The organism is Variovorax sp. SPNA7, assembly GCF_033807855.1.
Taxonomy (GTDB): domain Bacteria; phylum Pseudomonadota; class Gammaproteobacteria; order Burkholderiales; family Burkholderiaceae_C; genus Variovorax; species Variovorax beijingensis.
In genome coordinates, this window is record NZ_CP138513.1 from 2,479,815 (window position 1) to 2,500,614 (window position 20,800).

A 20,800-nucleotide genomic window follows, 5' to 3' on the forward strand; every position below is an offset into this window, starting at 1 on the left:
TGTGAAAAGTGCAAACGTCTTGACCAGTTCCCCACGTGCAGTGTGGTTCGCGCTTGGCGGGCTGGCGCTGCTGTGCCTGACGCCTGTGGTGGCGTCGCTGACGGGGACACCCTATCTCCTCAACCTCGTCACCCGCTTCGCTATCTACGGGCTGGCGGCGGTCTCACTCGACCTGGTGCTCGGGTATGGCGCGCTCGTGAGTTTCGGCCATGCCATGTTCTTCGGTCTGGGCGGATACGTGGTCGCCATCATCGCCTTCCACGCCAAGCAGGGCAGCCCGCTCTTCGGCTGGGGCGACAGCCAGCAGGCGCTTATTGCGTGGCCGCTGGCGCTGGCCTGCTGCGCACTTCTTGGCTTGGCAACGGGCTACCTCGCGCTTCGCACGCGCGGCGTTCAATTCATCATGATCACGCTGGCGTTCGGCCAGATGGTGTACTTCGTGCTCATGTCGCTGCAGATCTACGGCGGCGACGACGGCTTGATGATGCCGCAGCGCAACCCGCTGCCCGGCCTGGACCTCAAGCATCCGGCGACCTTCTACTACGTCTGCCTGGCATTGCTGGCCGCGTGGACCTTCCTCTGCATCCGATTGGTGAACTCGCGGTTCGGCTTGGTTCTCCAGGGGTTGCGCCAGAGCGAACGGCGTTCCGTCAACCTGGGCGTCGCCCCGACACCGCACCGGCTCATCGCCTTCGTGCTGTCCGCCACCGGAACCGGGCTGGCCGGCATCCTGTGGGCCAACTTCGCCGGCCTGGTCACGCCCGACATGGCCTCGTGGACCAAGTCCGGCGAATTCATGGCCATCGTCATTCTCGGTGGCGTGGGCACCTTGCTGGGGCCGATCGCTGGCGCGGCTGTATTTCTCGGCCTCGAGCAGACCCTTTCGGCATGGACCGAGCACTGGATGATCGTGATGGGCCCGCTGTTGGTGCTAGTGGTGCTGGCTGGAAGGAACGGCCTGTTCGGCGGCTGGCTGCGGGCCGGCCATGATTGATGTTGCCATGACTTCCCCGGAGCTGCTGACGGTGCGCGACCTGCGCAAGGCGTTCGGCGCCGTTGTGGCCACCAACGGCGTGCACATCGGCGTTCGCGCCGGAGAAATTCACGCGTTGATTGGACCCAACGGCGCCGGGAAGTCGACGCTGATCGCCCAAATCTGTGGTGAGCAACGGCCCGACTCGGGACAGATCCTGCTGGACGGCCGCGACGTGACGCACACGCCGGCGTTCGCCCGCGCACGGCTGGGCCTGGGGCGTTCATTCCAGATCACCGAGCTCTTCGCCGAATACACGGCGGCCGACAACGTGCTGCTGTCGCTGCTGCTCAAGACGGGAAGGGCGTTCCAAGCTTGGAGCAATCCCCGAAGCGATGCGCGTCTCGTCGAACAGGCCATGGCTCGATTGACACAGGTCGGTATGGCGGAACGCGCGAACGTCAGGGTCGCGGACCTCGCGCACGGCGAGAAGCGACAGCTCGAACTGGCGGTGGCGCTGGCGCGAGAGCCCCGCTTGCTGCTGCTGGATGAACCGATGGCCGGCATGGGACCGGAGGAGTCCGCGCGCATGACCGATCAATTGATGGCCATCAAAGGCCAGTACGGCATGTTGCTGGTCGAGCACGACATGGACGCGGTGTTCACGCTCGCCGACCGCATCACCGTGCTGGTCTACGGCAAGACCATTTTCACGGGCACCCCCGGCCAGGCGCGCGAGCATCCTGAAGTGCGAACCGCCTACCTGGGGGACGGCGCATGCTGACTGTCGAAAATCTCACCGCGGGCTACGGCAACAGCCAGATCCTGTTCGACATGGGTTTCGAGGCTCGCCAGGGTGACGTCATTTCGCTGGTGGGGCGCAACGGAATGGGCAAAACGACCACCGTTCGCACGCTCATGGGCATGCTGCCCGCCCGCACCGGGCGCATCAGCTTGGCCGGCGCATCGCTCAACAAACTGGCGCCGCACGCGGTGGCGAGGCTGGGCGTGGGGCTGGTTCCGGAAGGCAGGCGAATCTTCGGCTCGCTGTCGGTGCAGGAGAACCTGGTCGCAACGGCGCATGCGCGTCTGATCGGCGGCGGCGATAACTGGTCGCTCGACCGCGTCTTCCAGTTGTTTCCCCGCCTGCGGGAGCGGCGCAAGCAATCGGCGCAAACGCTCTCGGGCGGCGAGCAGCAGATGCTGGCGCTGGGCCGTGCGCTGATGACCAATCCGCGTCTGCTGGTTCTGGACGAGGCCACCGAAGGCCTGGCGCCGCTCATTCGCAAGGAAATCTGGACGTGCCTCCAGGCCCTCAAGTCGCAAGGGCTGACCATTCTGGTCATCGACAAGAACCTCACCGAAATGGCCGACCTGATCGATGTGCACCACATCGTCGAGAAGGGCCGGGTGGTGTGGATGGGCTCGCCCTCCGAGTTGGCGTCGCGGCCCGACCTCGCGCAACGCTACCTGGGCATCTGATTTTTAAAAGGACCACTGCAATGCTAGATCTTCCGAAGTTCAAGGCGGCGGCCGTCCAGGCCGCGCCGGTCTTCCTCGACACGGACGCGACCGTCGAGAAAGTGTGCGCGCTCATCTGTGAAGCGGCTGGCAACGGCGCCTCGTTGGTGGCGTTCCCCGAAGTGTTCGTCGCCGGGTATCCCTACTGGAGCTGGGTGATGAACCCGATCGAGGGCAGCTCCTGGTTCGAGAAGCTGTGCCGCAGCGCGATCGAAATCCCCGGTCCGGAGATCCAGCGCATCAGCGCGGCCGCCAAGGCGAACAGCGTCCACGTCGTGGTGGGCGTCAACGAACGCAGCCGCACGGGTATCGGGACGATCTACAACACGCTGGTGATCGTCGGGCCGGACGGCCGGCTGCTGGGTCGGCACCGCAAGCTGGTGCCGACCTGGGCGGAGAAGCTCACATGGGCCAACGGCGACGGTTCGTCGCTGCGGGTCTACGACACCGCGATCGGGAAGCTTGGCGCACTGGCTTGCGGCGAAAACACCAATACGCTGGCCCGATTCTCCCTGCTTGCGCAAGGCGAACTGGTGCACGTCGCGAGCTACATCTCGCTGCCGGTGGCGCCGCCGGACTACGACATGGCCGAAGCGATCAAGGTGCGGGCGGCAGCGCATTCGTTTGAAGGCAAGGTCTTCACCGTGGTGGCCTGTTCCACCATTTCTCCCGAGATCGTGGAGGCCATCAGCGGCGGTGACCCGAAAGTGAAGGCCCAACTCGAGCGCCGCAACAGCGCGTTCTCTGGCGTTCTCGGTCCGGACGGCCGCGTCATCGGCGAGCCCCTGATCGACAGCGAGGGCATCGTGTATGCGGACATCGACCTGTCGCGGTGCATCCAGCCGCGCCAGATGCACGACATCACCGGGCACTACAACCGCTTCGACGTTTTCGACTTGCGCGTGAATCGACGCGCGCAGCAGGCTGTGCGTCTCGATGACGAACCGGTCGTCGATACGTCCAATGACGACCGGCCGGCTGCTAACGAAACCGGGGAGTTCCAGCCATGAGCGCTCGCAGCTTTCGGATAGGGCAAATCGTGCCCTCGTCGAACACAACCATGGAGACGGAGATTCCTGCCATCTTGCGCGCGCGTGAGGCCGTCCATCCCGAACGCTTCACCTTCCATTCCAGTCGCATGCGCATGAAGAAGGTGACCAAGGATGAGCTCGCCGCCATGGACAGCGACAGCGACCGGTGCGCGCTCGAACTGTCCGACGCGCGGGTGGACGTTCTAGGTTACGCCTGCCTTGTCGCCATCATGAGCATGGGTCTGGGCTACCACCGAACCTCCGAGGCGCGCCTGGAGAGGCGCGCGATCGAGAACGGGGCGCCGACACCGGTTGTGACCAGCGCCGGCGCGCTGGTAGATGGCTTGCACGCCATCGGCGCGCAGAAGGTATCGATCCTTACGCCCTACATGAAACCGTTGACCCAACTCGTCATCGACTACTTGGAGAACGAAGGCATCGAAGTGGTCGACAGCATTTCGCTCGAGATTCCCGACAACCTCGAAGTGGGCCGGCAGGATCCCCTGGCCCCAGCCGAGATCACGAAGAAGCTGCAGACGCGTGGCGTCGACGCGATCGTGGCTTCCGCGTGCGTGCAAATGCCTTCGCTCGCATCGGTGCAGCTGATCGAAAGCAGGACTGGACTGCCGGTCGTGTCCTCGGCGATATCGACGACTTACATGATGCTCAAACGCCTGGGATTGAAAGCCGAGGTGCCCGGCGTCGGCTCGCTGCTGTCGGGCCGCTACTAAGGGGTACGACTGACGACAACCGCTTCTCCTTCGACACGACACATTCCACTCATTACTTCCAGGAGATCCGACATGATGAATTCCCCCGTAGCCAGGAAACGTTGAGACCGTCGGCTCACTCGCCGCCCTGATGTCCATGCCCCGGGGCGTGGCAAAGCTCCTCGGTTTCGCCGGCACCACCGCCTGGGTTCCTCGGAGCTCGCCCCAACTGGGCAAGGACGGCCTGTATGTCAGTTGAGCGATGAGCACACCTATCTGTGAATCCGCCTCCTGTCCATCGGTACAGCCGCGAAGAACTCGCCTGCCGCTACCGGATGACTCGGGCGGATGCCCTGTCAAGTCGACCTTATCGGAGTCAAAATTGGAAAATCATCAACGCTTTCAATTCTTCCACCGCAGTCTGTCCTCAGTGCTCGGACTCGCACTCGCGACCATCCTCGCTTCTTGTGGTGGCGGCAATGCAGACTCGCCGCCGCCTGTGCCTGTGCCTGTGAGTTCACAGGGCGTCAAGACCTCTAGTGGAGTGTTCCAGGGAATGGCTTCTCCCTTGGGACGAGGAACTGAGTTCAGGGGAATTCAGTATGCAAACGCACCTCGCTGGCAACCACCCCAGGCACCCGTGGGGGCCACCGACACCAAGATTGCAAACACGTTTGGTGCCGCCTGCCCTTCAGTGGGCGCTGCCAACGAGGCTGAGGAATGCCTATTCCTGAATGTCTACGTCCCGCCCGACGCGAAGGTTGACGCCAAGCTCCCCGTTCTCGTCTTTAGCCACGGCGGCGGGTTCGTTGCGGGCAGCGGGCAAGCCTACCCCGCGACCAATCTTGCGGCCGACAACAACATGATTGTGGTCACCATAAACTACCGGCTCGGAGCGCTCGGCTGGTTGAGCAACAGCAAGCTGACCGCCTCTGCCGCCAATGATTTCGAGGAGGTCGGGGACGCAGGCAACTACGGGCTGATGGACCAGCAGTTCGCGCTGCGGTGGGTGCGCGACAACATAGCGGGATTTGGCGGGGACCCGGCGAAGGTGACATTCTCTGGAGAGTCAGCCGGTGGTATGAGCGTGATCGCGACGCTCACGTCCACGAGCACGGCACAGAACCTGTTCAGGGCTGCAATCGTCCAGAGCGGATCGTTCTTCTACTACACCACTGAGAGCGTGAGCGCAGCATCGCGCCAAGCCACCGTGGGCGCCGCTTTCGAGGCGGATCTCGGGTGCGATTCAGCAGCATGCATGCGTTCGAAGACAGTGGCGCAAGTGCTCGCATCCCAAGGCCGGGTCTTCGGGCGTTACAACCTTGGGCCGGTCCACAACACGAAGATCGTGCCGCTCACACCGAAAGCCGCTTTCGAGTCTGGGCGGTTCATCAAGGTGCCCGTCATGGAAGGTGTTACTGCAAATGAGGGGCGCTTCTTCCTCGCCCGCCTGCTCGCACCGCTGCCCGCGCCCGCATTGATGCTCGCCGCAGGCGGACCGGCGAACTATAACTTGCAGCAACCGAACGCCTATTGCGGCACCACTGCAGTCCCGGTGACCTGCACCTATTCCCAAATCATCCGCAAGTTGCTGTCTCGTCCCACTCCAGACCCGATCGACAGCCCATATGTGAGCATCCTGAAGCCGTCGGCCATCACGAGCGATCTTACGAATCTGCTGGCCACATCGTATCCGGCGGCGAACTTCAAGAACGGCTTCCTGAACGACGCGCCTAGTGCCGATATGGCTCTGGCCCAGCTGTGGGGAGACGCCGCCGTTGCCTGTAGCGCTCGCGCCGCGGGATCGGCGCTCGCTCGGTATGTGAAGGTCCATGCCTTCGAGCTTGACGACCCGGCCTCACCCCAGCCGAGCAACACGGTCGGGTTTCCATTGGGCTCCCAGCACACCGCGGATTTGAACTACCTCTTCGACCTCGGCGCCGCCTTTAATGCGGACCAGCAGCAACTGGCGTTGTCCATGCGCAGGTATTGGGGCAACTTCGTCGCAAATCTCGATCCGAACGGCAGTTCGATGCCGCGATTCGATGCCTTCCCGGCCACACAAATCTTTTCGCCAGGCGCTGGGCAACTTCGCAGCACTGCGGATTTCGATCAGCGTCACTTCTGCAGCAGCATCTGGGATCCGATCCGGGCTGCAACGCAGTAAAAAGTGCAGGAAGAGTGCGCGTGTAACGGTTGAACGCTACGCGGTGGAACTGCAAAGTACCCAGGCAGCATCCGCTTGTGATAGGAGAACAGAAAACCAGCCCGGCGGCGATCGTCTCCGCCGGGCTCGTGACTCGTAGGCCACATCTCGACCAGTCGCCTCGGTCGCGAATGTCCACTTTTGGGACCGAAAGCAGACCCCAGTTTGGCCAGGAGTGATACGAGCGGGTCCCCGTTTGTCGAGCCATCGATCATTGGCAGCTCTGATCGGCCCCGCCGGTGGGCTGCTACGACGACCAAAAAACTAGGAAAGGCCAGCACCTCTGTCTTCGTATGTCGAGTCGATTCAAATGGCAGCGGACCTTGCGTCGCACAACGTCGATGTAGATTTCGTGAGGCCAAGATCGCCACCGTGCGCTTCTATGCCGAGCACATCCTGAACAAGGTGCCGAGCATTCGCGACAGCATCGTGGACAGCCGGAAGCGTATTGGCGCTGGAACTCGAGGCGCTTTGAATAGGCAAGATGTTGCCCATCGCTCAACCTTGGCCGGTACATGCGGTCACTGCACCGCAGAGTGTCACGAGCTGCGGCGTATCGTCTCGGTCGCGACCGACACGCCGGTGTTCCGCAAGATACGACGTAGGTGTTTGCGTTCTTCGATTGAAGAGATCGAAGGCGTGCTGCCGCAGAGCGCGCTGTGCTTCCAATCAGGGGTCTGCGACGTGCTTGAACTACCACCGACATTCGACTTTGGAGATCGGACTCGTGGATACCGGAACGGAGCTACGTCATTTACGCTACTTTGTCGCCGTCGCCGAGGAACTGAATTTCCGTCGTGCAGCTGAGCGGGTTCACATCGACCAGACACCACTTTCCCGCACTATTCGTGATCTGGAAAAAAAATGGGGCGTCGTGCTCTTCGAGCGGTCGTCGCGCAAGCTGGTGCTGACACCTTCTGGCGAAAAGCTACTTGAGGAGGCGCGAAAGCTCTTCGTCCGGCTTCGGCGGATCAAGCGCGTTGTGCGCGAAATCGATGCCCGCCACCGAGAGCCGCTCCGCATCGGCGTGGCCGACGGCATTGCCCAGCCCAAGCTCGCGGAGTGCTTCTCCAGTTGGCGTGCCCTGGCATCTAATATCCCGCTCGAAATCACGGAGATGCGCGCGGCCGAACTGGTGACCGCGCTGAGGCGCGAGGAAGTCGATGTCGGGTTTTCTTTCGGCGTTCCGGACGACAGCGTGATCGTGCAGGAAGTCGCTTGGTCTTATCCATTGGTGGCGCTACTGCCACCAGAGCATGAACTGGCAACGCGCGAGGTACTGGCGGTTTCCGAACTCCTAGCCTTCCCAATGATCGCGTGTGATCTCGTCCGGTTGCCTGGGCTCCGCCTGCAGATGGATGCTGTGCGTCGGCAGTACGCAGAAAGCCCGGTCATTGCCGGCGAAGCTCGGACGCTCGCCGGGTACGTCACACGCGTGGCGACGGGCCTGGGCGCCGGAGTCGCCGACGCTGGCCATATGGCGGCGTTGCGCCGCACCGATGTTGTCGTTGTCCCGCTGGCGGAAAGCATACACATAACGACCTGCGTGCTGCATAAGCGGCAGAGTCTGGGAGTGCACGACGTGCTGCAACGCTTCCTGGTGCACGCCAGAACGCTGCGTTGATCGATGATGCGGCGTTCCGCCGCTCGCGCGATGTTGCGTCGCGCCAACGGCGTTCGACAGCCCGTCGATCCTTTGAAAGGCTACCCGCCGCGTGGCGCCGAATCTTCGGCGCTTAGCCATCTACTCGGCTTAAGGCCGACGCAACACTTGCGCCAGGGTACGCGTCACCACGCCGCGATGGGTATGCGCCACGGCACATTGATTTCAGACTTCGTATGGCAGTGCCGCTTCGGCACGCGCACTGGAACGAACACGAAGGTGACCATGTCGAGTCGAGCAAACGGCATCCTGTTTGGAGAAATTCTTGCAGTGCCTTGCGTCGCGATTGCTGGCGTATGGGCGGCCACACAGTGGACAGCGCACGCGCTGGGCTACCAAGCCATGCTCGGCCCTCCTTGGTTCGTGACTTCCGGCGTGCCGGTCTACGAGCCCTGGAAGTTGTTCGAATGGTGGTACTTCTACGATGCCTACGCATCCCACGTCTTCGAGAGTGGCGGTGCCATCGCCGCTCTCAGCGGCATGCTCGCCACCTGCGCGGCGATTGCGATGGCGATCTGGCGCGCGCGACAGTCCAAGCAGGTCACAACGTATGGCTCCGCCCGTTGGGCTGAGCGCGAGGAGATTGCCAAGGCGGGCCTGACAAAGCCGGTGGGGGTACTCCTTGGCAGGACATCGGACAAGAGCGGCGCCTACCTGCGCCATGAAGGACCGGAACATGTGATGGCCTTCGCGCCCACGCGCTCCGGCAAGGGCGTGGGACTTGTGGTGCCCACGCTGCTGTCCTGGCCCGGCTCGGCCGTGATCCACGACATCAAGGGCGAGAACTGGAATCTCACGGCGGGCTGGCGCGCGCGCTTCTCGCACTGCCTGCTGTTCAACCCGACCGACGCGCGCTCGGCCGCCTACAACCCGCTGCTCGAGGTGCGCCGCGGCGCCCACGAGGTCCGCGACGTGCAGAACATCGCTGACATCCTGGTGGACCCGGAGGGTGCACTCGAGCGACGCAACCACTGGGAGAAGACCTCGCACGCGCTGCTGGTCGGCGCCATCCTGCACGTGCTGTACGCCGGCGAGGACAAGACGCTGCGCGGGGTCGCCAATTTTCTGTCCGATCCGGCATGCCCCTTCGAGGTCACGCTGCACCGGATGATGACGACACGGCACCTGGGCCAGGAAGTCCATCCGGTCGTCGCCTCGGCCGCGCGGGAAGTGCTCAACAAGAGCGACAACGAGCGCTCCGGGGTGCTGTCCACCGCGATGAGCTTCCTGGGCCTATATCGCGATCCCACGGTCGCAGAGGTCACCTCTCGGTGCGACTGGCGCATCGCCGACCTGATCTCGGCGGAGCACCCGGTCTCGCTGTACCTGGTCGTGCCGCCCTCGGACATCAGCCGCACCAAGCCGCTGATCCGCCTGATCCTTAACCAGATCGGCCGGCGCCTCACCGAATCGCTCGACGGCTCCGACGGCATCGCGCGCCTCCACAAGCTGCTGCTGATGCTGGACGAGTTCCCGGCGCTGGGCCGGTTGGACTTCTTCGAGTCGGCGTTGGCGTTCATGGCCGGTTATGACCTGCGTGCCTTCCTGATCGCGCAGTCGCTCAATCAGGTCGACAAGGCCTATGGCCCGAATCACTCGATCCTCGACAACTGCCATGTGCGCGTCGCCTTCGCGACCAACGACGAGCGCACGGCTAAACGCATCTCGGAGGCGCTGGGGACGGCCACCGAGTTGCGCGCGCAGCGCAACTATGCAGGGCACCGGCTAGCGCCTTGGCTTGGGCATCTGATGGTGTCGCGCCAGGAAACGGCGCGGCCGCTGCTGACGCCGGGCGAGGTGATGCAGTTGCCGCCCGACGACGCGGTGGTGATGGTCTCGGGCCATCCACCGATCAAGGCCAGGAAGCTGCGCTACTACCAGGACCGCAACTTCACACGGCGTGTGCTGCCACCACCGGCGCTGGCTGCTGGCTTTTACGCCGATCGCCCTGCGATACGGTCCGACGATTGGAGCGCACTGGCGCCGCTGATCGCTCCCGAGTCTTTGTCGTCAACCGACGAGGGCGGCCCCCAGCTCAAGCCCGAGCTGGAGCTCGTGCGCGACCCGTCGGCGCTACAGGAGGACGATGGGCTGCTGGTGCTCGATGACGAGGACGACGTGCCGCTGCGGCCGCGCGACGTGGACCGTCAGCTCACGCGTACGGCGCGTCTCGCCGCACTGGACCCTGACGACGGGATCGCACTATGAGCCGGACCCGCCTGAACATCTTCATCGAGCCGGAGCACGCCAAACGGCTGGATCGGCTGGCGGTGCACAAGGGTGTCTCGAAATCGGCCGTGGTCGCAGCCGCACTGGCATCGTTCCTTTCGCCCGATGGCGGCGACCAGCGCGAGGCAGCAATCGCCAAGCGCCTGGACAGGCTCTCGCGCCAGTTCGACCGGCTTGAGCGCGACCAGAACATCCTGATCGAAACGGTGGCGCTCTATGTCCGCTACTTCCTCACCGTTTCGATCCCGGTGCCCGAGGGCCAGCAGGACGCCGCACGGGCGCAGGGGAGGGCCCGGTATGTCCAATTCATCGAGCAGCTCGGACGACACCTGCAGCGCGGGCGCAGCCTGGTGCGAGAGGTCCACGAGGAGATCGAGCCCGAAGCGGCGCCAACGCACGCGGGGCAGGAGGAACCGGAGGAGGCCGCCGATGGTCCAGCCGTCTGATCATTCTTCCTGGTCGTCGCCGGGAGCCGCGGACAACGCGGCGGCCCGGCGCATCCGCATGCTGCGCACGGCCATGGGGCCGGAGATCGCGGCGGCCCTCGCGGATCCTGAGGTCGTGGAAGTGCTGCTCAACCCGGATGGCTCGCTGTGGGTGGACCGGCTCGGCACCGGCCGCGCGCCGACCGGCGTGGCGCTGTCACCACCGGTGGCCGAACGCATCATCCGCCTGGTCGCCACGCACGTGCGCGCCGAGGTGCATGCCGGCACGCCGATCCTCTCGGCCGAACTGCCAGAAAGCGGTGAGCGCTTCCTGGGCGTGCTGCCGCCGGTGGTGCGCGCGCCTTCGTTCGCGATCCGCAAGCGGGCGTTGAGGATCATGAGCCTGACGCAGTACGTGGCCGACGAGATCCTCACGGAGCACCAGGCCGCGTTCCTGCGGCAGGCCGTGCGCGAGCGCCTCAACATCGTCGTGGCGGGTGGCACCAGCACGGGCAAGACCACGCTCGCAAACGCGCTGCTCGACGTGATCGCCGAGACGCGCGACCGCGTCTTGATCCTTGAGGACACGGTGGAGCTGCAATGCCGCTCCGACGACCACGTGAGCATGCGCACCGAACCGGGCGTGACCACCATGGCCGACCTGGTGCGTGCCACCTTGCGGCTGCGGCCCGACCGCATCGTGGTCGGCGAAGTGCGCGGTGCCGAGGCGCTGGACCTGCTCAAAGCCTGGGGCACCGGGCACCCGGGCGGGATCGCCACCGTGCACGCCGGGTCCGCGCTGGGCGCGCTCACGCGGCTGGAGCAGCTGGTGCAGGAAGTCTCCGTGACCGTGCCGCGCGCCCTGATCGCCGAGGCGGTCCACGTCATCGTCTTCATCGCTGGCCGTGGCCGCGCCCGGCGGGTGCGCGAGATCGCGCGCGTCGTCGGCCACGACAACGAGGGCTATCAGCTGGATACCTCGGCGGTGCCTGGTTTCCCCTTGCTCTCTTCGTCTCGTCCTGCCCCGTCAACCCCGTCGTCTTCTGGAGAACCGTCATGACGATTTCACGTCTTTCCGCAAAGCCGCTGCTGCACGCGGCGGCAGCGACAACGCTCTTGCTGGCCGCTGCGCTGCCCGCGCGTGCGGCCGGCTCCAACATGCCCTGGGAAGCGCCCCTGCAGTCGATCCTCGATTCGATCCAGGGGCCCGTGGCCAAGATCGTCGCGGTGATCATCATCATCGTGACCGGACTGACGCTCGCCTTCGGCGACACCTCGGGAGGCTTCCGCCGGCTGATCCAGATCGTGTTCGGCCTGTCGATCGCGTTCGCCGCCTCCAGCTTCTTCCTGACCTTCTTCAGCTTCTCGGGTGGGGCGGTGCTGGCATGAGTGAGTCGACTGCTTTCTCGGCGGGTGTTGCGCCCGGTTTCGAGATTCCGCTGCACCGGTCGCTCACCGAGCTGATCCTGCTGGGCGGCGCGCCGCGCACGGTGGCGATCGCCAACGGCACGCTGGCCGCCGCGGTCGGTCTCGGGCTGCAGCTCTGGCTGCCGGGTATTTTTCTCTGGCTCGTCGGCCATGCGCTGGCCGTCTGGGGTGCGCGCCTGGACCCGCAGTTCATGCAGGTCTTCGCGCGGCACATCAAGCAGCGTCCGCTGCTGGACGTCTGAGGCGAGTCATGGAGAGCGTGCCATGCTGAACCTCGCCGAATACCGCAAGCGCCCGGCGCTGCTGGCCGACTGGCTGCCCTGGGCCGGGCTGGTCGCCCCCGGGGTCGTGCTCAACAAGGACGGATCATTCCAGCGCACCGCACGGTTCCGCGGGCCGGACCTGGACAGTGCGACGCAGGGCGAGCTCGTCGCCACCTCGGCACGGTTGAACAATGCGCTTCGCCGACTCGGCTCGGGCTGGGCGCTGTTCGTGGAGGCCGAGCGGCGCGAGGCGGCCGGCTATCCCGAGTCGTCGTTTCCCGAGGCGCTGTCCTGGCTGGTCGACGAGGAGCGCCGCGCCGCCTTCGAGGCCGATGCCAGCCATTTCGAGAGCCGTTACCACCTGACCTTGCTGTACCTGCCGCCCGAGGAATCGAAGGCGCGCGCCGCGGGGCTGCTCTATGAGCGCGCAGGGACGGACGTCCAGGATGGATCGGGTGCGTCGGACGGGTCGGATTGGAGGGGGCGGCTGGAAGCCTTCGTATCCGAGACCGAGCGCTTCCTCGGCCTGCTCGAAGGCGTGATGCCGGAGGTCGAGTGGCTCGACGACGCGCAGACCTTGACCCACCTGCACGGCTGCGTGTCCACGCGCCGGCATGCGGTCGCGGTGCCCGAAATGCCGATGCATCTCGATGCGCTGCTGGCCGACGAGCCGCTGACGGGCGGCCTGGCGCCGATGCTCGGCAGCCGGCATCTGCGGGTGCTGACGGTGCGCGGCTTCCCGACCTCGACCTGGCCGGGGCTGCTGGACGACCTGAACCGCCTGGGCTTCGGCTACCGCTGGAGCACGCGCTTCCTCTGCCTGGACAAGGCCGAGGCGGAGAAGGAACTCGTGCGCCTGCGCCGCCAGTGGTTCGCCAAGCGCAAGAACATCGTGGCCCTGCTGCGCGAGACCATCTTCCAGCAGGAGAGTGCGCTGGTCGACTCGGACGCCTCGAACAAGGCGGCGGATGCCGACGCGGCGCTGCAGGAACTCGGCAGCGACCAGGTGGCCTTCGGGTATGTGACCGCTACCGTGACGGTGCTCGACGCTGATCCGGCGGCGGCCGACGAGAAGCTGCGCGCAATCGAGCGGGTCATCCAGGGCCGTGGCTTCGTGACGATCCCCGAGACGCTCAATGCGGTCGAGGCCTGGCTGTCCTCGATCCCCGGCCATGCCTACGCGAACATGCGTCAGCCGATCGTCTCGACCTTGAATCTGGCGCACATGATGCCGGTGTCGGCCGTGTGGGCGGGCCCCGAGCGCAATGCGCATCTCGATGGTCCGCCGCTGATCGTCACGCGCACCGATGGCGCCACGCCGTTCCGGCTGGTCACGCACATCGGTGACGTCGGGCACACGCTCGTGGTCGGGCCCACGGGCATGGGCAAGTCGGTGCTGCTCGCGACGCTGGCACTGCAGTTCCGGCGCTATCCCGGCTCGCGCATCCTGGCCTTCGACATGGGGCGCTCGTTGCGGGCCACGATCCTGGGGCTCGGCGGCGAGCATTACGACCTCGGTACCGATGGCGAGATCGCCTTCCAGCCGCTCGCGCGCATCGACCAGGATGGGTACCGCACCTGGGCGGCGGAGTGGGTGGAAGGGCGGCTTCGGCAGGAGGGGCTCGAGGTCGGGCCGGCCGAGCGGGAGATGGTGTGGTCGGCGCTGGCCAGCCTCGCCACCGCGCCGCTTGAGCAGCGCACGATGACCGGCTTGGCGGTGCTGCTGCAGTCGAATGCCCTGCGCCAGGCGCTGGCGCCCTATGTGCTCGGTGGTGCGCACGGGCGGCTGCTGGACGCGGACCGGGACCGGCTGGGAGCCTCCTCCATCCAGTGCTTCGAGATGGAAGAGCTGATGCACAGCAAGGCCGCTGTGCTGGCCGTGCTGGGCTATTTGTTCGCGCGCTTCGACGAACGCTTCGACGGCGCGCCGACCCTGCTGATTCTCGACGAGGCCTGGCTGTTCCTCGACGACCCGGTGTTTGCCGCACGCATCCGCCAGTGGCTCAAGACGCTGCGCAAGAAGAACGTGTCGGTCATCTTCGCAACACAGAGCCTGGCCGACATCCAGAACTCCAGCATCGCGCCTGCCATCGTGGAGAGCTGCGCGAGCCGGATCTACCTGCCCAACCCGCAGGCCACCGAGCCGCAGATTCGCGTGATCTACGAGGGCTTCGGGCTCAACAGCCGGCAGATCGAGATCGTCGCCACGGCACAGCCCAAGCGCGACTACTACTACCAGTCGCGCCTGGGCAACCGGGTCTTCGAACTCGGGCTCGGGCCGGTGGCGCTGGCGTTTGCCGGCGCGGCTTCACCCGAGGACCAGCGCGAACTCGACCGCGTGCAGGCTTCGGTGCTGGCCTCGCCGTTCTCGCGAATGCCTTCGGTCTTCGCGGCCGCTTGGCTGCGCCATCGCGGCCTCGGCTGGGCGGCCGATCTCATTCCGTCTTTTCCATCGGGATTCCCATCTCTTTCTTCAACCCCGCAGGAGCAAATGCCATGAACCTCCAGTCTTCCTTCAAGCCCAGAATCGCCGCGCTCGTCGCGGTCAGTGCGATCGCTTTCGGTGTGGCCCCGCCGGCGCATGCCATCTTCGGCGTCGGCGACACCGTGTTCGATGCGTCCAACTTCATCCAGAACATGCTGACGGCGGCCCGCGCGCTGGAGCAGATCAACAACCAGGTCGAACAGCTGCAGAACGAGGCGCAGATGCTGCGCAACCAGGCGAGGAATCTTCAGGGCCTGGACTTCAGTGCGCTGTCCGAACTCAAGTCGACGCTGGCGGCGACCAATCAGCTGATCCAGCAGGCGCAGGGGCTCGCCTTCAACGTCTCACGCATGGAAGAGGAGTTCAAGCGGCTCTATCCGGAGTCCTTTTCGGCGGGCATGTCCGGCGCGCAGATGGCCGGCGATGCGCGCCAGCGCTGGCGCAATTCGCTGGAAGCCCTGCGCACCGCGACCCAGGTGCAGTCGCAGGCGATGCAGAACTTCGCCTCCGACGAGCGGGCGCTGACCGATCTCTTGAACCGCAGCCAGTCGGCCGCAGGCGCCTTGCAGGCGATGCAGGCAACCAACCAGCTGCTGGCGCTGCAGTCGCGCCAGGCCATCCAGGCGCAGCAACTGCAGATCACGCAGGACCGCGCCGCGGCGCTGGAGCAGGCGCGGCAGGTGGCGGTGCACGAGCGTGCGCGCGAGGTGCGCCGCCGCTTCGCGGGCAGCGGCACACCGTACACGCCGCACAGCGTGAATTTCTATGGCAACTGAGGGGACGTCCATGAAGAACCTGCTCCTCATCACGACGGCCATCGCCGTCCCGGTGCTCGCGGGCTGCGGCAAGTCCGAGCCTTCCGGGCCCGGCATCGAGTCCGTCGAATCCCTGATCGCGAATCCCGAGCGGCTGAAGGGTCTGCGTGCAGAGTGCAAGGCCGACCATGCCCGGATGGGCGACGCGCAGTGCCATGCGGTGGCTGAGGCCACGCGCCAGCGCTTCATGAGCGGCGGCCCATCGCCCTACGCGAGCGACCCCGTCCTGCCGCCGGCCACACCGGCCTCATCGCCGATCGGCACGGGCGCCAAGGACTGACGCGATGAACGATGTCGCGGTCATCGATCGCTTCCTCGATGTCTTCTCGCGCTACATCGATTCGGGCTTCGGGCTGTTGCATGGCGAGGTGGCTTTCCTCACGGCGACGCTGGTAGTGATTGACATGACGCTGGCCGGGCTTTTCTGGGCGATGAGCCATGCGACGGGGCAGGGCGACGACGTGATCGCCCGGCTGATCAGGAAGGTGCTCTATGTGGGAGCGTTCGCTTTCATCATCGGCCACTTCAACCAGCTGGCCGGGGTCCTGTTCCGCTCGTTCGCGGGGCTGGGCCTGGTGGCATCGGGCTCCGGCCTGACGCAGGCTCAGTTCCTGCAGCCGGGCCGGCTCGCGCAGGTCGGCATCGAGGCGGGCCGGCCGATCATGGAACAGATCGGCGAGATGACGGGCTTCCCCGAAACCTTCGCCCATCTGGACACCATCGCGGTGTTGTTCCTGGCCTGGCTGGTGCTGATCGTGAGCTTCTTCGTGCTCGCGGTGCAGCTCTTCGTCACCCTGATCGAGTTCAAGCTGACGACCCTGGCGGGCTTCGTGCTCGTGCCCTTCGCGCTGTGGAACAAGACCGCGTTCCTGGCCGAGAAGGTGCTGGGCAATGTGGTGTCCTCGGGGATCAAGGTGCTGGTGCTGGCCGTGATCGTGGGGATCGGCACCGGCCTTTTTGCGGAGTTCCGCACGCTGCCCGGGGCCGAGCCGTCCATCGACCATGCGCTGACGATCATGTTGGCAGCGCTCGCGATGCTGGGGCTGGGAATCTTCGGGCCTGGAATCGCGACGGGCTTGGTGTCGGGGGCGCCACAACTTGGTGCCGGCGCGGCGGCGGGATCGGCCCTGGGGGCGGCCGGACTGGCGGTCGCCGGCGGCGCGGCCATGGCGAGCACCGGATCCGCCGTGGCCGCGGGCACACGCATGGCGCCCCCCGCGGCGCGCGCGGCTATCGGCGGCGGCGCGTCGGCCGCACGTTCGGCCAGCAGTCTGGCGAGCGATGCGAAATCGGCCTACCACGCGGGCGCGGCGGCAGCAGGCAATGGCGGCATGCGTGCCGCAGGTGCGGGGCTCGCCCATCTCGCGAAAACCGGTGCCGGGGCTGTCGGCCAGCGGGTCGCGTCCGGCGCCAGGGCCGTGAAGGACCGCGTGGCCAACTTCGTGACCGATGCCGCAGCGCCTGCGAGTACGGGGCATGCGGCATCTTCCGGCGCGGACGCGGCTGGCGGACCACCCCCCGAACCGGCATGGGCCCGGCAGATGCGGCGCAAGCAGCAGCTGAGCCATGCGGCCTCGACGACGGCACACGTGCTGCGCTCGGGCGACCACGGCGGCAGCGGCACCGGCCCGAGCCTGCGCGACGAGTCCAACGGCTGATCCGGCTTCTTTCGAGGAGAACCATCCATGCGATTCAAGCGACCCCAGGTGCGGTACTCGAACACGCCCGAGCCCGTCACCCCCTATCAAGCCGCGGCGCAGGTCTGGGACCAGCGCATCGGCAGCGCGCGCGTACAGGCGAAGAACTGGCGCCTGATGGCCTTCGGCTGTCTCTCGCTGGCCCTGTTGATGGCCGGTGGCCTGGTTTGGCGCTCGGCGCAGTCCATCGTGACGCCCTACGTCGTCGAGGTCGACAGCGCGGGTCAGGTGCGTGCGGTCGGCGAGGCCGCTGCGCCGTACAAGCCCAGCGACGCGCAGATCGCACACCACCTGGCGCGCTTCATCACCGACGTGCGCTCTCTGTCGATCGATCCGATCGTGGTGCGACAGAACTGGCTCGAGGCCTACGAGTACACGACGGACCGCGGCGCCGCGACCCTGAACGACTACGCGCGCACCAACGACCCGTTCTCGCGCATCGGGGAGAGCTCGGTGGCGGTGCAGATCAACAGCGTGGTGCGCGCGAGCGATTCGTCGTTCCAGGTGCGCTGGACCGAGCGGCGCTACGTGAACGGCGAAGCGGCGGGGCTGGAGCGCTGGACCGCGGTGCTCGCGATCGTGCTGCAGACGCCGCGCACCGAGGAGCGGCTGCGCAGGAACCCGCTGGGTATCTACGTCAACGGCCTGTCCTGGAGCCGCGAGCTCGATGCGACGGACACAGTGAAAGGAACCAAGCCATGAAGACTGATTTCCGTGAACACGCATTTGCACCGATCTTGATTGGGGCGGCCGTCCTTGCCGGTTGTGCCACGCAAGGCAAGCCGCCACCGGCGATCTCGCTCGACGAGCCGGTGGCCGCCGCCGCGCAGCCCTTGCCGGAACCGACGCCGCCCGTCGAGGTGGTCGAGGTGCCAAGGCCCTTGCCGCTGCCCGGCCAGATGAAGGCGCTGCCGAGCGAGCAGGAAGCGAAGCCAACACGGGAACCCACCGACGAGAAAGTGCGGGTCTCGCGGGCCAATGAGGAAGCCCGCGTCGCGCCGACGCGCGAGGGCTACGTCAACGCGATCCAGGTCTGGCCCTATGCGGACGGTGCGCTGTATCAGGTCTACACGAGTCCGGGCCGCGTGACGGTGATCGCCCTGCAGGAGGGCGAGGAACTGGTGGCGGTCTCGGCCGGCGACACGGCGCGCTGGATCGTGGGCGACACGGTCAGCGGCACCGGTGCGAACCAGCGTGTCCACGTGCTCGTGAAACCCACGCGCGTGGGGTTGAAGACGAACCTGGTCATCACGACCGCCCGGCGCACCTATCTGATCGAGCTGTCCTCCACGCCGCAGGCCTGGATGGCGTCGGTGTCCTGGGACTATCCGAAGGACCGGATGCTGGCGCTGCAGAAGCAGGCGAGGGAGGCGCAGGTCGCCACACCAGTGGATTCGGGGCTGTCGGTGGAGCGGATCCGGTTTCGGTACGCGATCAGCGGCGATGCACCGTCCTGGAAGCCGCTGCGGGCCTTCGACGACGGGCAGAAGGTCTACATCCAGTTCCCAAGCGGCATCGCCCAGGGCGAGCTGCCGCCGCTGTTTGTGATCGGCCCGCAGGGCGATGGCCAGCTCGTGAACTATCGCTTCCGCTCGCCGTACTACGTGGTGGACCGCCTCTTCGGCGCGGCGGAGCTGCGGCTGGGCGGCTTCAAGGACGGCAAGGCCCAGGTGGTGCGTATCGAGCGCACGGATGGCGCCATCGGCAGCGTACAGGACGCACGGAGCGACAGGTCATGAGTGCGGAGGACAGTGTGCCTCCTCCGTCGTCCCAAGTCCCCCCCAAGGTCGCGCCGGAGACGGTGGCCCTGCGCGCGCAGCCCCGGTCCGTCGTGCGGCTCAACCGTCGCATGCTGGCGGTCGGCGCCGGCACCCTGGCCGCGGCCGTGTTCGGCGGCACGATGTGGTCGCTGCAGTCGCAGGAACGTGACCGCAACCCGGCGGCCGAGCTGTACAACGTGGACCGCGTGGCGCGGGCGGATGGCTTGGACCAGCTGCCCAAGGACTATGCTGGGATGCCGCGCGCGTCGAAACCCGCGCCACCGGTGCTGGGGCCACCGCTGCCGGGAGATCTCGGATCGGCCATGGTGAAGGCACAGCAGCCGATGGAGATGCGTGCTGCCGGCAATGGCGTCGACCCAGCCCAGGCCGAAAGGTTGGCGGCCGAGGAGGCGGCGCGGTCGTCGGTGTTCTTCCGGCGTAGCGGCGACGGAGCCTCTGCGAAGCGAGGGGCTGTTGCCGAGAACGCCATGTCCGCAACTGCTACTGATGCGTCTGGACTGACAGCGGGTCAGCAGCCGTTCAATCCTTTGGGTGCGATGAACCCCGCCGTGGCTTCGCCGGCCGACCCTGTAGCGGCGCAGAACCACCAGGACCGCAGGGAAGCCTTTCTTGCAAACGTCGTTGATACCACCACGCGCAATCCCGGCAGGCTGCAGCTGCCGACTTCACCGTACCAGGTCATGGCGGGAACCATCATCCCGGCGGCGCTGGTGACGGGCATCAACTCGGACCTGCCGGGGCAAGTGATCGCCACAGTGACCGAGGCGGTCTATGACACGGCCACGGGGCGCCATCTGCTGGTCCCCCAGGGCTCGCGGCTGATCGGACGCTACGACAGCCAGGTCGCTTTCGGACAGCGGCGCGTGCTGCTGGTGTGGACGCGGCTGATCCTGCCCGACACGTCGTCGGTGGCGCTCGATCGCTTGCCAGGAATCGATCCGGCTGGCTATGCCGGGTTAGAGGATGGCGTCGACTGGCACTGGGATCGAATCCTGGCCGGTGCGGCGCTGTCGACCCTGCTTGGCATGGGTGCAGAGTTGGCGGCGCCTCGGAATCAGACTAGCCAGGATGGCAACCGTGTCGTGATAGCCGTGCGCGACGGGGCGCAGGACACAGTGAACCAGGTCGGGCAGGAGATCACCAAGCGCAATGCGAGCATCCAGCCGACGCTGACGATCCGGCCGGGGTTCCCGATGCAGGTGATGGTGAACAAGGATTTGGTATTGCGGCCGTACCAGCCACTGTTCTTCCATCGGGGAGCGACGCAGTGAGCAAAGGTAGCAGCCGATTGAGTCTGGGCGCCTTGCCCAAGACGGAAACAGTCAAGGTCACCATCACGCTGTCGGTAGACCTGAAATCACGGCTCGACAGGTATGCGGTTCTGCACAGCCAGGCGCACGGTGACAGAGTCGACGCAGTCGCGATGATTCCCCACATGCTGGCGGCTTTCGTGGAGCGAGACAGGACGTTCAAGGCGTTGTGCCGCAGTGCCGGTGCGCGTGGAAATTTGAAGGCGGGGTCGAACGTCGACCCCGCATCTAGTACGTCGGCGTGAAAGCGGACAAGGGCTGTG

General features: G+C 65.9%; 20 protein-coding genes. All 20 read left to right on the forward strand.

Going from position 1 to position 20,800, the window contains the following annotated elements:
• Positions 1 to 19: 19 nt before the first annotated feature.
• The 20 genes from RZE77_RS11485 (at position 20) to RZE77_RS11580 (ending at position 20,782) form a co-directional block, all read left to right on the forward strand.
• Entirely contained in the window at positions 20 to 994 is a 975-nt protein-coding gene (locus RZE77_RS11485) for a branched-chain amino acid ABC transporter permease (RefSeq protein ID WP_319441950.1), read from the forward strand.
• Positions 987 to 1,757, forward strand: coding sequence for an ABC transporter ATP-binding protein (locus RZE77_RS11490; protein ID WP_319441951.1), 771 nt, complete (start codon positions 987 to 989; stop codon positions 1,755 to 1,757). The genes RZE77_RS11485 and RZE77_RS11490 overlap by 8 nt, the downstream gene beginning before the upstream one ends.
• Entirely contained in the window at positions 1,751 to 2,455 is a 705-nt protein-coding gene (locus RZE77_RS11495) for an ABC transporter ATP-binding protein (RefSeq protein ID WP_319441952.1), read from the forward strand. Before RZE77_RS11490 ends, RZE77_RS11495 begins: the two co-directional genes overlap by 7 nt.
• A 20-nt stretch (positions 2,456 to 2,475) precedes the next feature.
• Positions 2,476 to 3,504, forward strand: coding sequence for a carbon-nitrogen hydrolase family protein (locus RZE77_RS11500; RefSeq protein ID WP_319441953.1), 1,029 nt, complete (start codon positions 2,476 to 2,478; stop codon positions 3,502 to 3,504).
• Complete coding sequence (locus RZE77_RS11505) at positions 3,501 to 4,256, forward strand: maleate cis-trans isomerase family protein (protein ID WP_319441954.1); 756 nt, start codon at positions 3,501 to 3,503, stop codon at positions 4,254 to 4,256. The genes RZE77_RS11500 and RZE77_RS11505 overlap by 4 nt, the downstream gene beginning before the upstream one ends.
• Positions 4,257 to 4,791: 535 nt before the next feature.
• Complete coding sequence (locus tag RZE77_RS11510; protein ID WP_319442339.1) at positions 4,792 to 6,402, forward strand: carboxylesterase family protein; 1,611 nt, start codon at positions 4,792 to 4,794, stop codon at positions 6,400 to 6,402.
• 766 nt (positions 6,403 to 7,168) lie between these two features.
• Positions 7,169 to 8,065, forward strand: coding sequence for a LysR family transcriptional regulator (locus RZE77_RS11515; protein WP_319441955.1), 897 nt, complete (start codon positions 7,169 to 7,171; stop codon positions 8,063 to 8,065).
• A 264-nt stretch (positions 8,066 to 8,329) separates the two neighbouring features.
• Entirely contained in the window at positions 8,330 to 10,312 is a 1,983-nt protein-coding gene (locus RZE77_RS11520; RefSeq protein ID WP_319442340.1) for a conjugal transfer protein TraG, read from the forward strand.
• The gene (locus tag RZE77_RS11525) at positions 10,309 to 10,779 is read left to right on the forward strand and encodes a CopG family transcriptional regulator (RefSeq protein WP_319441956.1); all 471 of its coding nucleotides are present in this window, start codon (positions 10,309 to 10,311) and stop codon (positions 10,777 to 10,779) included. Before RZE77_RS11520 ends, RZE77_RS11525 begins: the two co-directional genes overlap by 4 nt.
• A gap of 58 nt (positions 10,780 to 10,837) precedes the next feature.
• Positions 10,838 to 11,818, forward strand: coding sequence for a P-type conjugative transfer ATPase TrbB (trbB, locus tag RZE77_RS11530; RefSeq protein ID WP_319442341.1), 981 nt, complete (start codon positions 10,838 to 10,840; stop codon positions 11,816 to 11,818).
• Positions 11,815 to 12,147, forward strand: coding sequence for a TrbC/VirB2 family type IV secretion system protein (locus RZE77_RS11535; protein WP_153283814.1), 333 nt, complete (start codon positions 11,815 to 11,817; stop codon positions 12,145 to 12,147). Before trbB ends, RZE77_RS11535 begins: the two co-directional genes overlap by 4 nt.
• Positions 12,144 to 12,428: a VirB3 family type IV secretion system protein gene (locus RZE77_RS11540; RefSeq protein WP_319441957.1), complete on the forward strand. Its 285-nt coding sequence runs from the start codon at positions 12,144 to 12,146 to the stop codon at positions 12,426 to 12,428. Before RZE77_RS11535 ends, RZE77_RS11540 begins: the two co-directional genes overlap by 4 nt.
• A 22-nt stretch (positions 12,429 to 12,450) precedes the next feature.
• On the forward strand, positions 12,451 to 14,949 hold the full coding sequence (gene trbE / locus RZE77_RS11545) for a conjugal transfer protein TrbE (protein ID WP_319441958.1): 2,499 nt from the start codon (positions 12,451 to 12,453) through the stop codon (positions 14,947 to 14,949).
• Complete coding sequence (trbJ, locus tag RZE77_RS11550) at positions 14,946 to 15,710, forward strand: P-type conjugative transfer protein TrbJ (protein WP_319441959.1); 765 nt, start codon at positions 14,946 to 14,948, stop codon at positions 15,708 to 15,710. The genes trbE and trbJ overlap by 4 nt, the downstream gene beginning before the upstream one ends.
• 10 nt (positions 15,711 to 15,720) lie before the next feature.
• On the forward strand, positions 15,721 to 16,029 hold the full coding sequence (locus tag RZE77_RS11555; protein WP_319441960.1) for an EexN family lipoprotein: 309 nt from the start codon (positions 15,721 to 15,723) through the stop codon (positions 16,027 to 16,029).
• 4 nt (positions 16,030 to 16,033) lie between these two features.
• Positions 16,034 to 17,407: a P-type conjugative transfer protein TrbL gene (trbL, locus tag RZE77_RS11560; RefSeq protein WP_319441961.1), complete on the forward strand. Its 1,374-nt coding sequence runs from the start codon at positions 16,034 to 16,036 to the stop codon at positions 17,405 to 17,407.
• Between the two features lie 27 nt (positions 17,408 to 17,434).
• Positions 17,435 to 18,148: a conjugal transfer protein TrbF gene (gene trbF, locus RZE77_RS11565; RefSeq protein WP_319441962.1), complete on the forward strand. Its 714-nt coding sequence runs from the start codon at positions 17,435 to 17,437 to the stop codon at positions 18,146 to 18,148.
• A complete protein-coding gene (gene trbG / locus RZE77_RS11570; RefSeq protein WP_319441963.1) occupies positions 18,145 to 19,185 on the forward strand; it encodes a P-type conjugative transfer protein TrbG in 1,041 nt (346 codons plus the stop codon). Before trbF ends, trbG begins: the two co-directional genes overlap by 4 nt.
• Entirely contained in the window at positions 19,182 to 20,498 is a 1,317-nt protein-coding gene (locus RZE77_RS11575; protein WP_319441964.1) for a TraB/TrbI/VirB10 family type IV secretion system protein, read from the forward strand. Before trbG ends, RZE77_RS11575 begins: the two co-directional genes overlap by 4 nt.
• Positions 20,495 to 20,782, forward strand: coding sequence for a DUF2274 domain-containing protein (locus RZE77_RS11580; RefSeq protein WP_319441965.1), 288 nt, complete (start codon positions 20,495 to 20,497; stop codon positions 20,780 to 20,782). The genes RZE77_RS11575 and RZE77_RS11580 overlap by 4 nt, the downstream gene beginning before the upstream one ends.
• Positions 20,783 to 20,800: the final 18 nt, after the last annotated feature.

Coding starts and splice junctions, on each gene's coding strand:
- RZE77_RS11490 (WP_319441951.1), top strand. CDS start 987: ATGATTGATGTTGCCATGACTTCCCCGGAGCTGCTGACGGTGCGCGAC.
- RZE77_RS11495 (WP_319441952.1), top strand. CDS start 1,751: ATGCTGACTGTCGAAAATCTCACCGCGGGCTACGGCAACAGCCAGATC.
- RZE77_RS11500 (WP_319441953.1), top strand. CDS start 2,476: ATGCTAGATCTTCCGAAGTTCAAGGCGGCGGCCGTCCAGGCCGCGCCG.
- RZE77_RS11505 (WP_319441954.1), top strand. CDS start 3,501: ATGAGCGCTCGCAGCTTTCGGATAGGGCAAATCGTGCCCTCGTCGAAC.
- RZE77_RS11510 (WP_319442339.1), top strand. CDS start 4,792: ATGGCTTCTCCCTTGGGACGAGGAACTGAGTTCAGGGGAATTCAGTAT.
- RZE77_RS11520 (WP_319442340.1), top strand. CDS start 8,330: ATGTCGAGTCGAGCAAACGGCATCCTGTTTGGAGAAATTCTTGCAGTG.
- RZE77_RS11525 (WP_319441956.1), top strand. CDS start 10,309: ATGAGCCGGACCCGCCTGAACATCTTCATCGAGCCGGAGCACGCCAAA.
- trbB (WP_319442341.1), top strand. CDS start 10,838: ATGCTGCGCACGGCCATGGGGCCGGAGATCGCGGCGGCCCTCGCGGAT.
- RZE77_RS11535 (WP_153283814.1), top strand. CDS start 11,815: ATGACGATTTCACGTCTTTCCGCAAAGCCGCTGCTGCACGCGGCGGCA.
- RZE77_RS11540 (WP_319441957.1), top strand. CDS start 12,144: ATGAGTGAGTCGACTGCTTTCTCGGCGGGTGTTGCGCCCGGTTTCGAG.
- trbE (WP_319441958.1), top strand. CDS start 12,451: ATGCTGAACCTCGCCGAATACCGCAAGCGCCCGGCGCTGCTGGCCGAC.
- trbJ (WP_319441959.1), top strand. CDS start 14,946: ATGAACCTCCAGTCTTCCTTCAAGCCCAGAATCGCCGCGCTCGTCGCG.
- RZE77_RS11555 (WP_319441960.1), top strand. CDS start 15,721: ATGAAGAACCTGCTCCTCATCACGACGGCCATCGCCGTCCCGGTGCTC.
- trbL (WP_319441961.1), top strand. CDS start 16,034: ATGAACGATGTCGCGGTCATCGATCGCTTCCTCGATGTCTTCTCGCGC.
- trbF (WP_319441962.1), top strand. CDS start 17,435: ATGCGATTCAAGCGACCCCAGGTGCGGTACTCGAACACGCCCGAGCCC.
- trbG (WP_319441963.1), top strand. CDS start 18,145: ATGAAGACTGATTTCCGTGAACACGCATTTGCACCGATCTTGATTGGG.
- RZE77_RS11575 (WP_319441964.1), top strand. CDS start 19,182: ATGAGTGCGGAGGACAGTGTGCCTCCTCCGTCGTCCCAAGTCCCCCCC.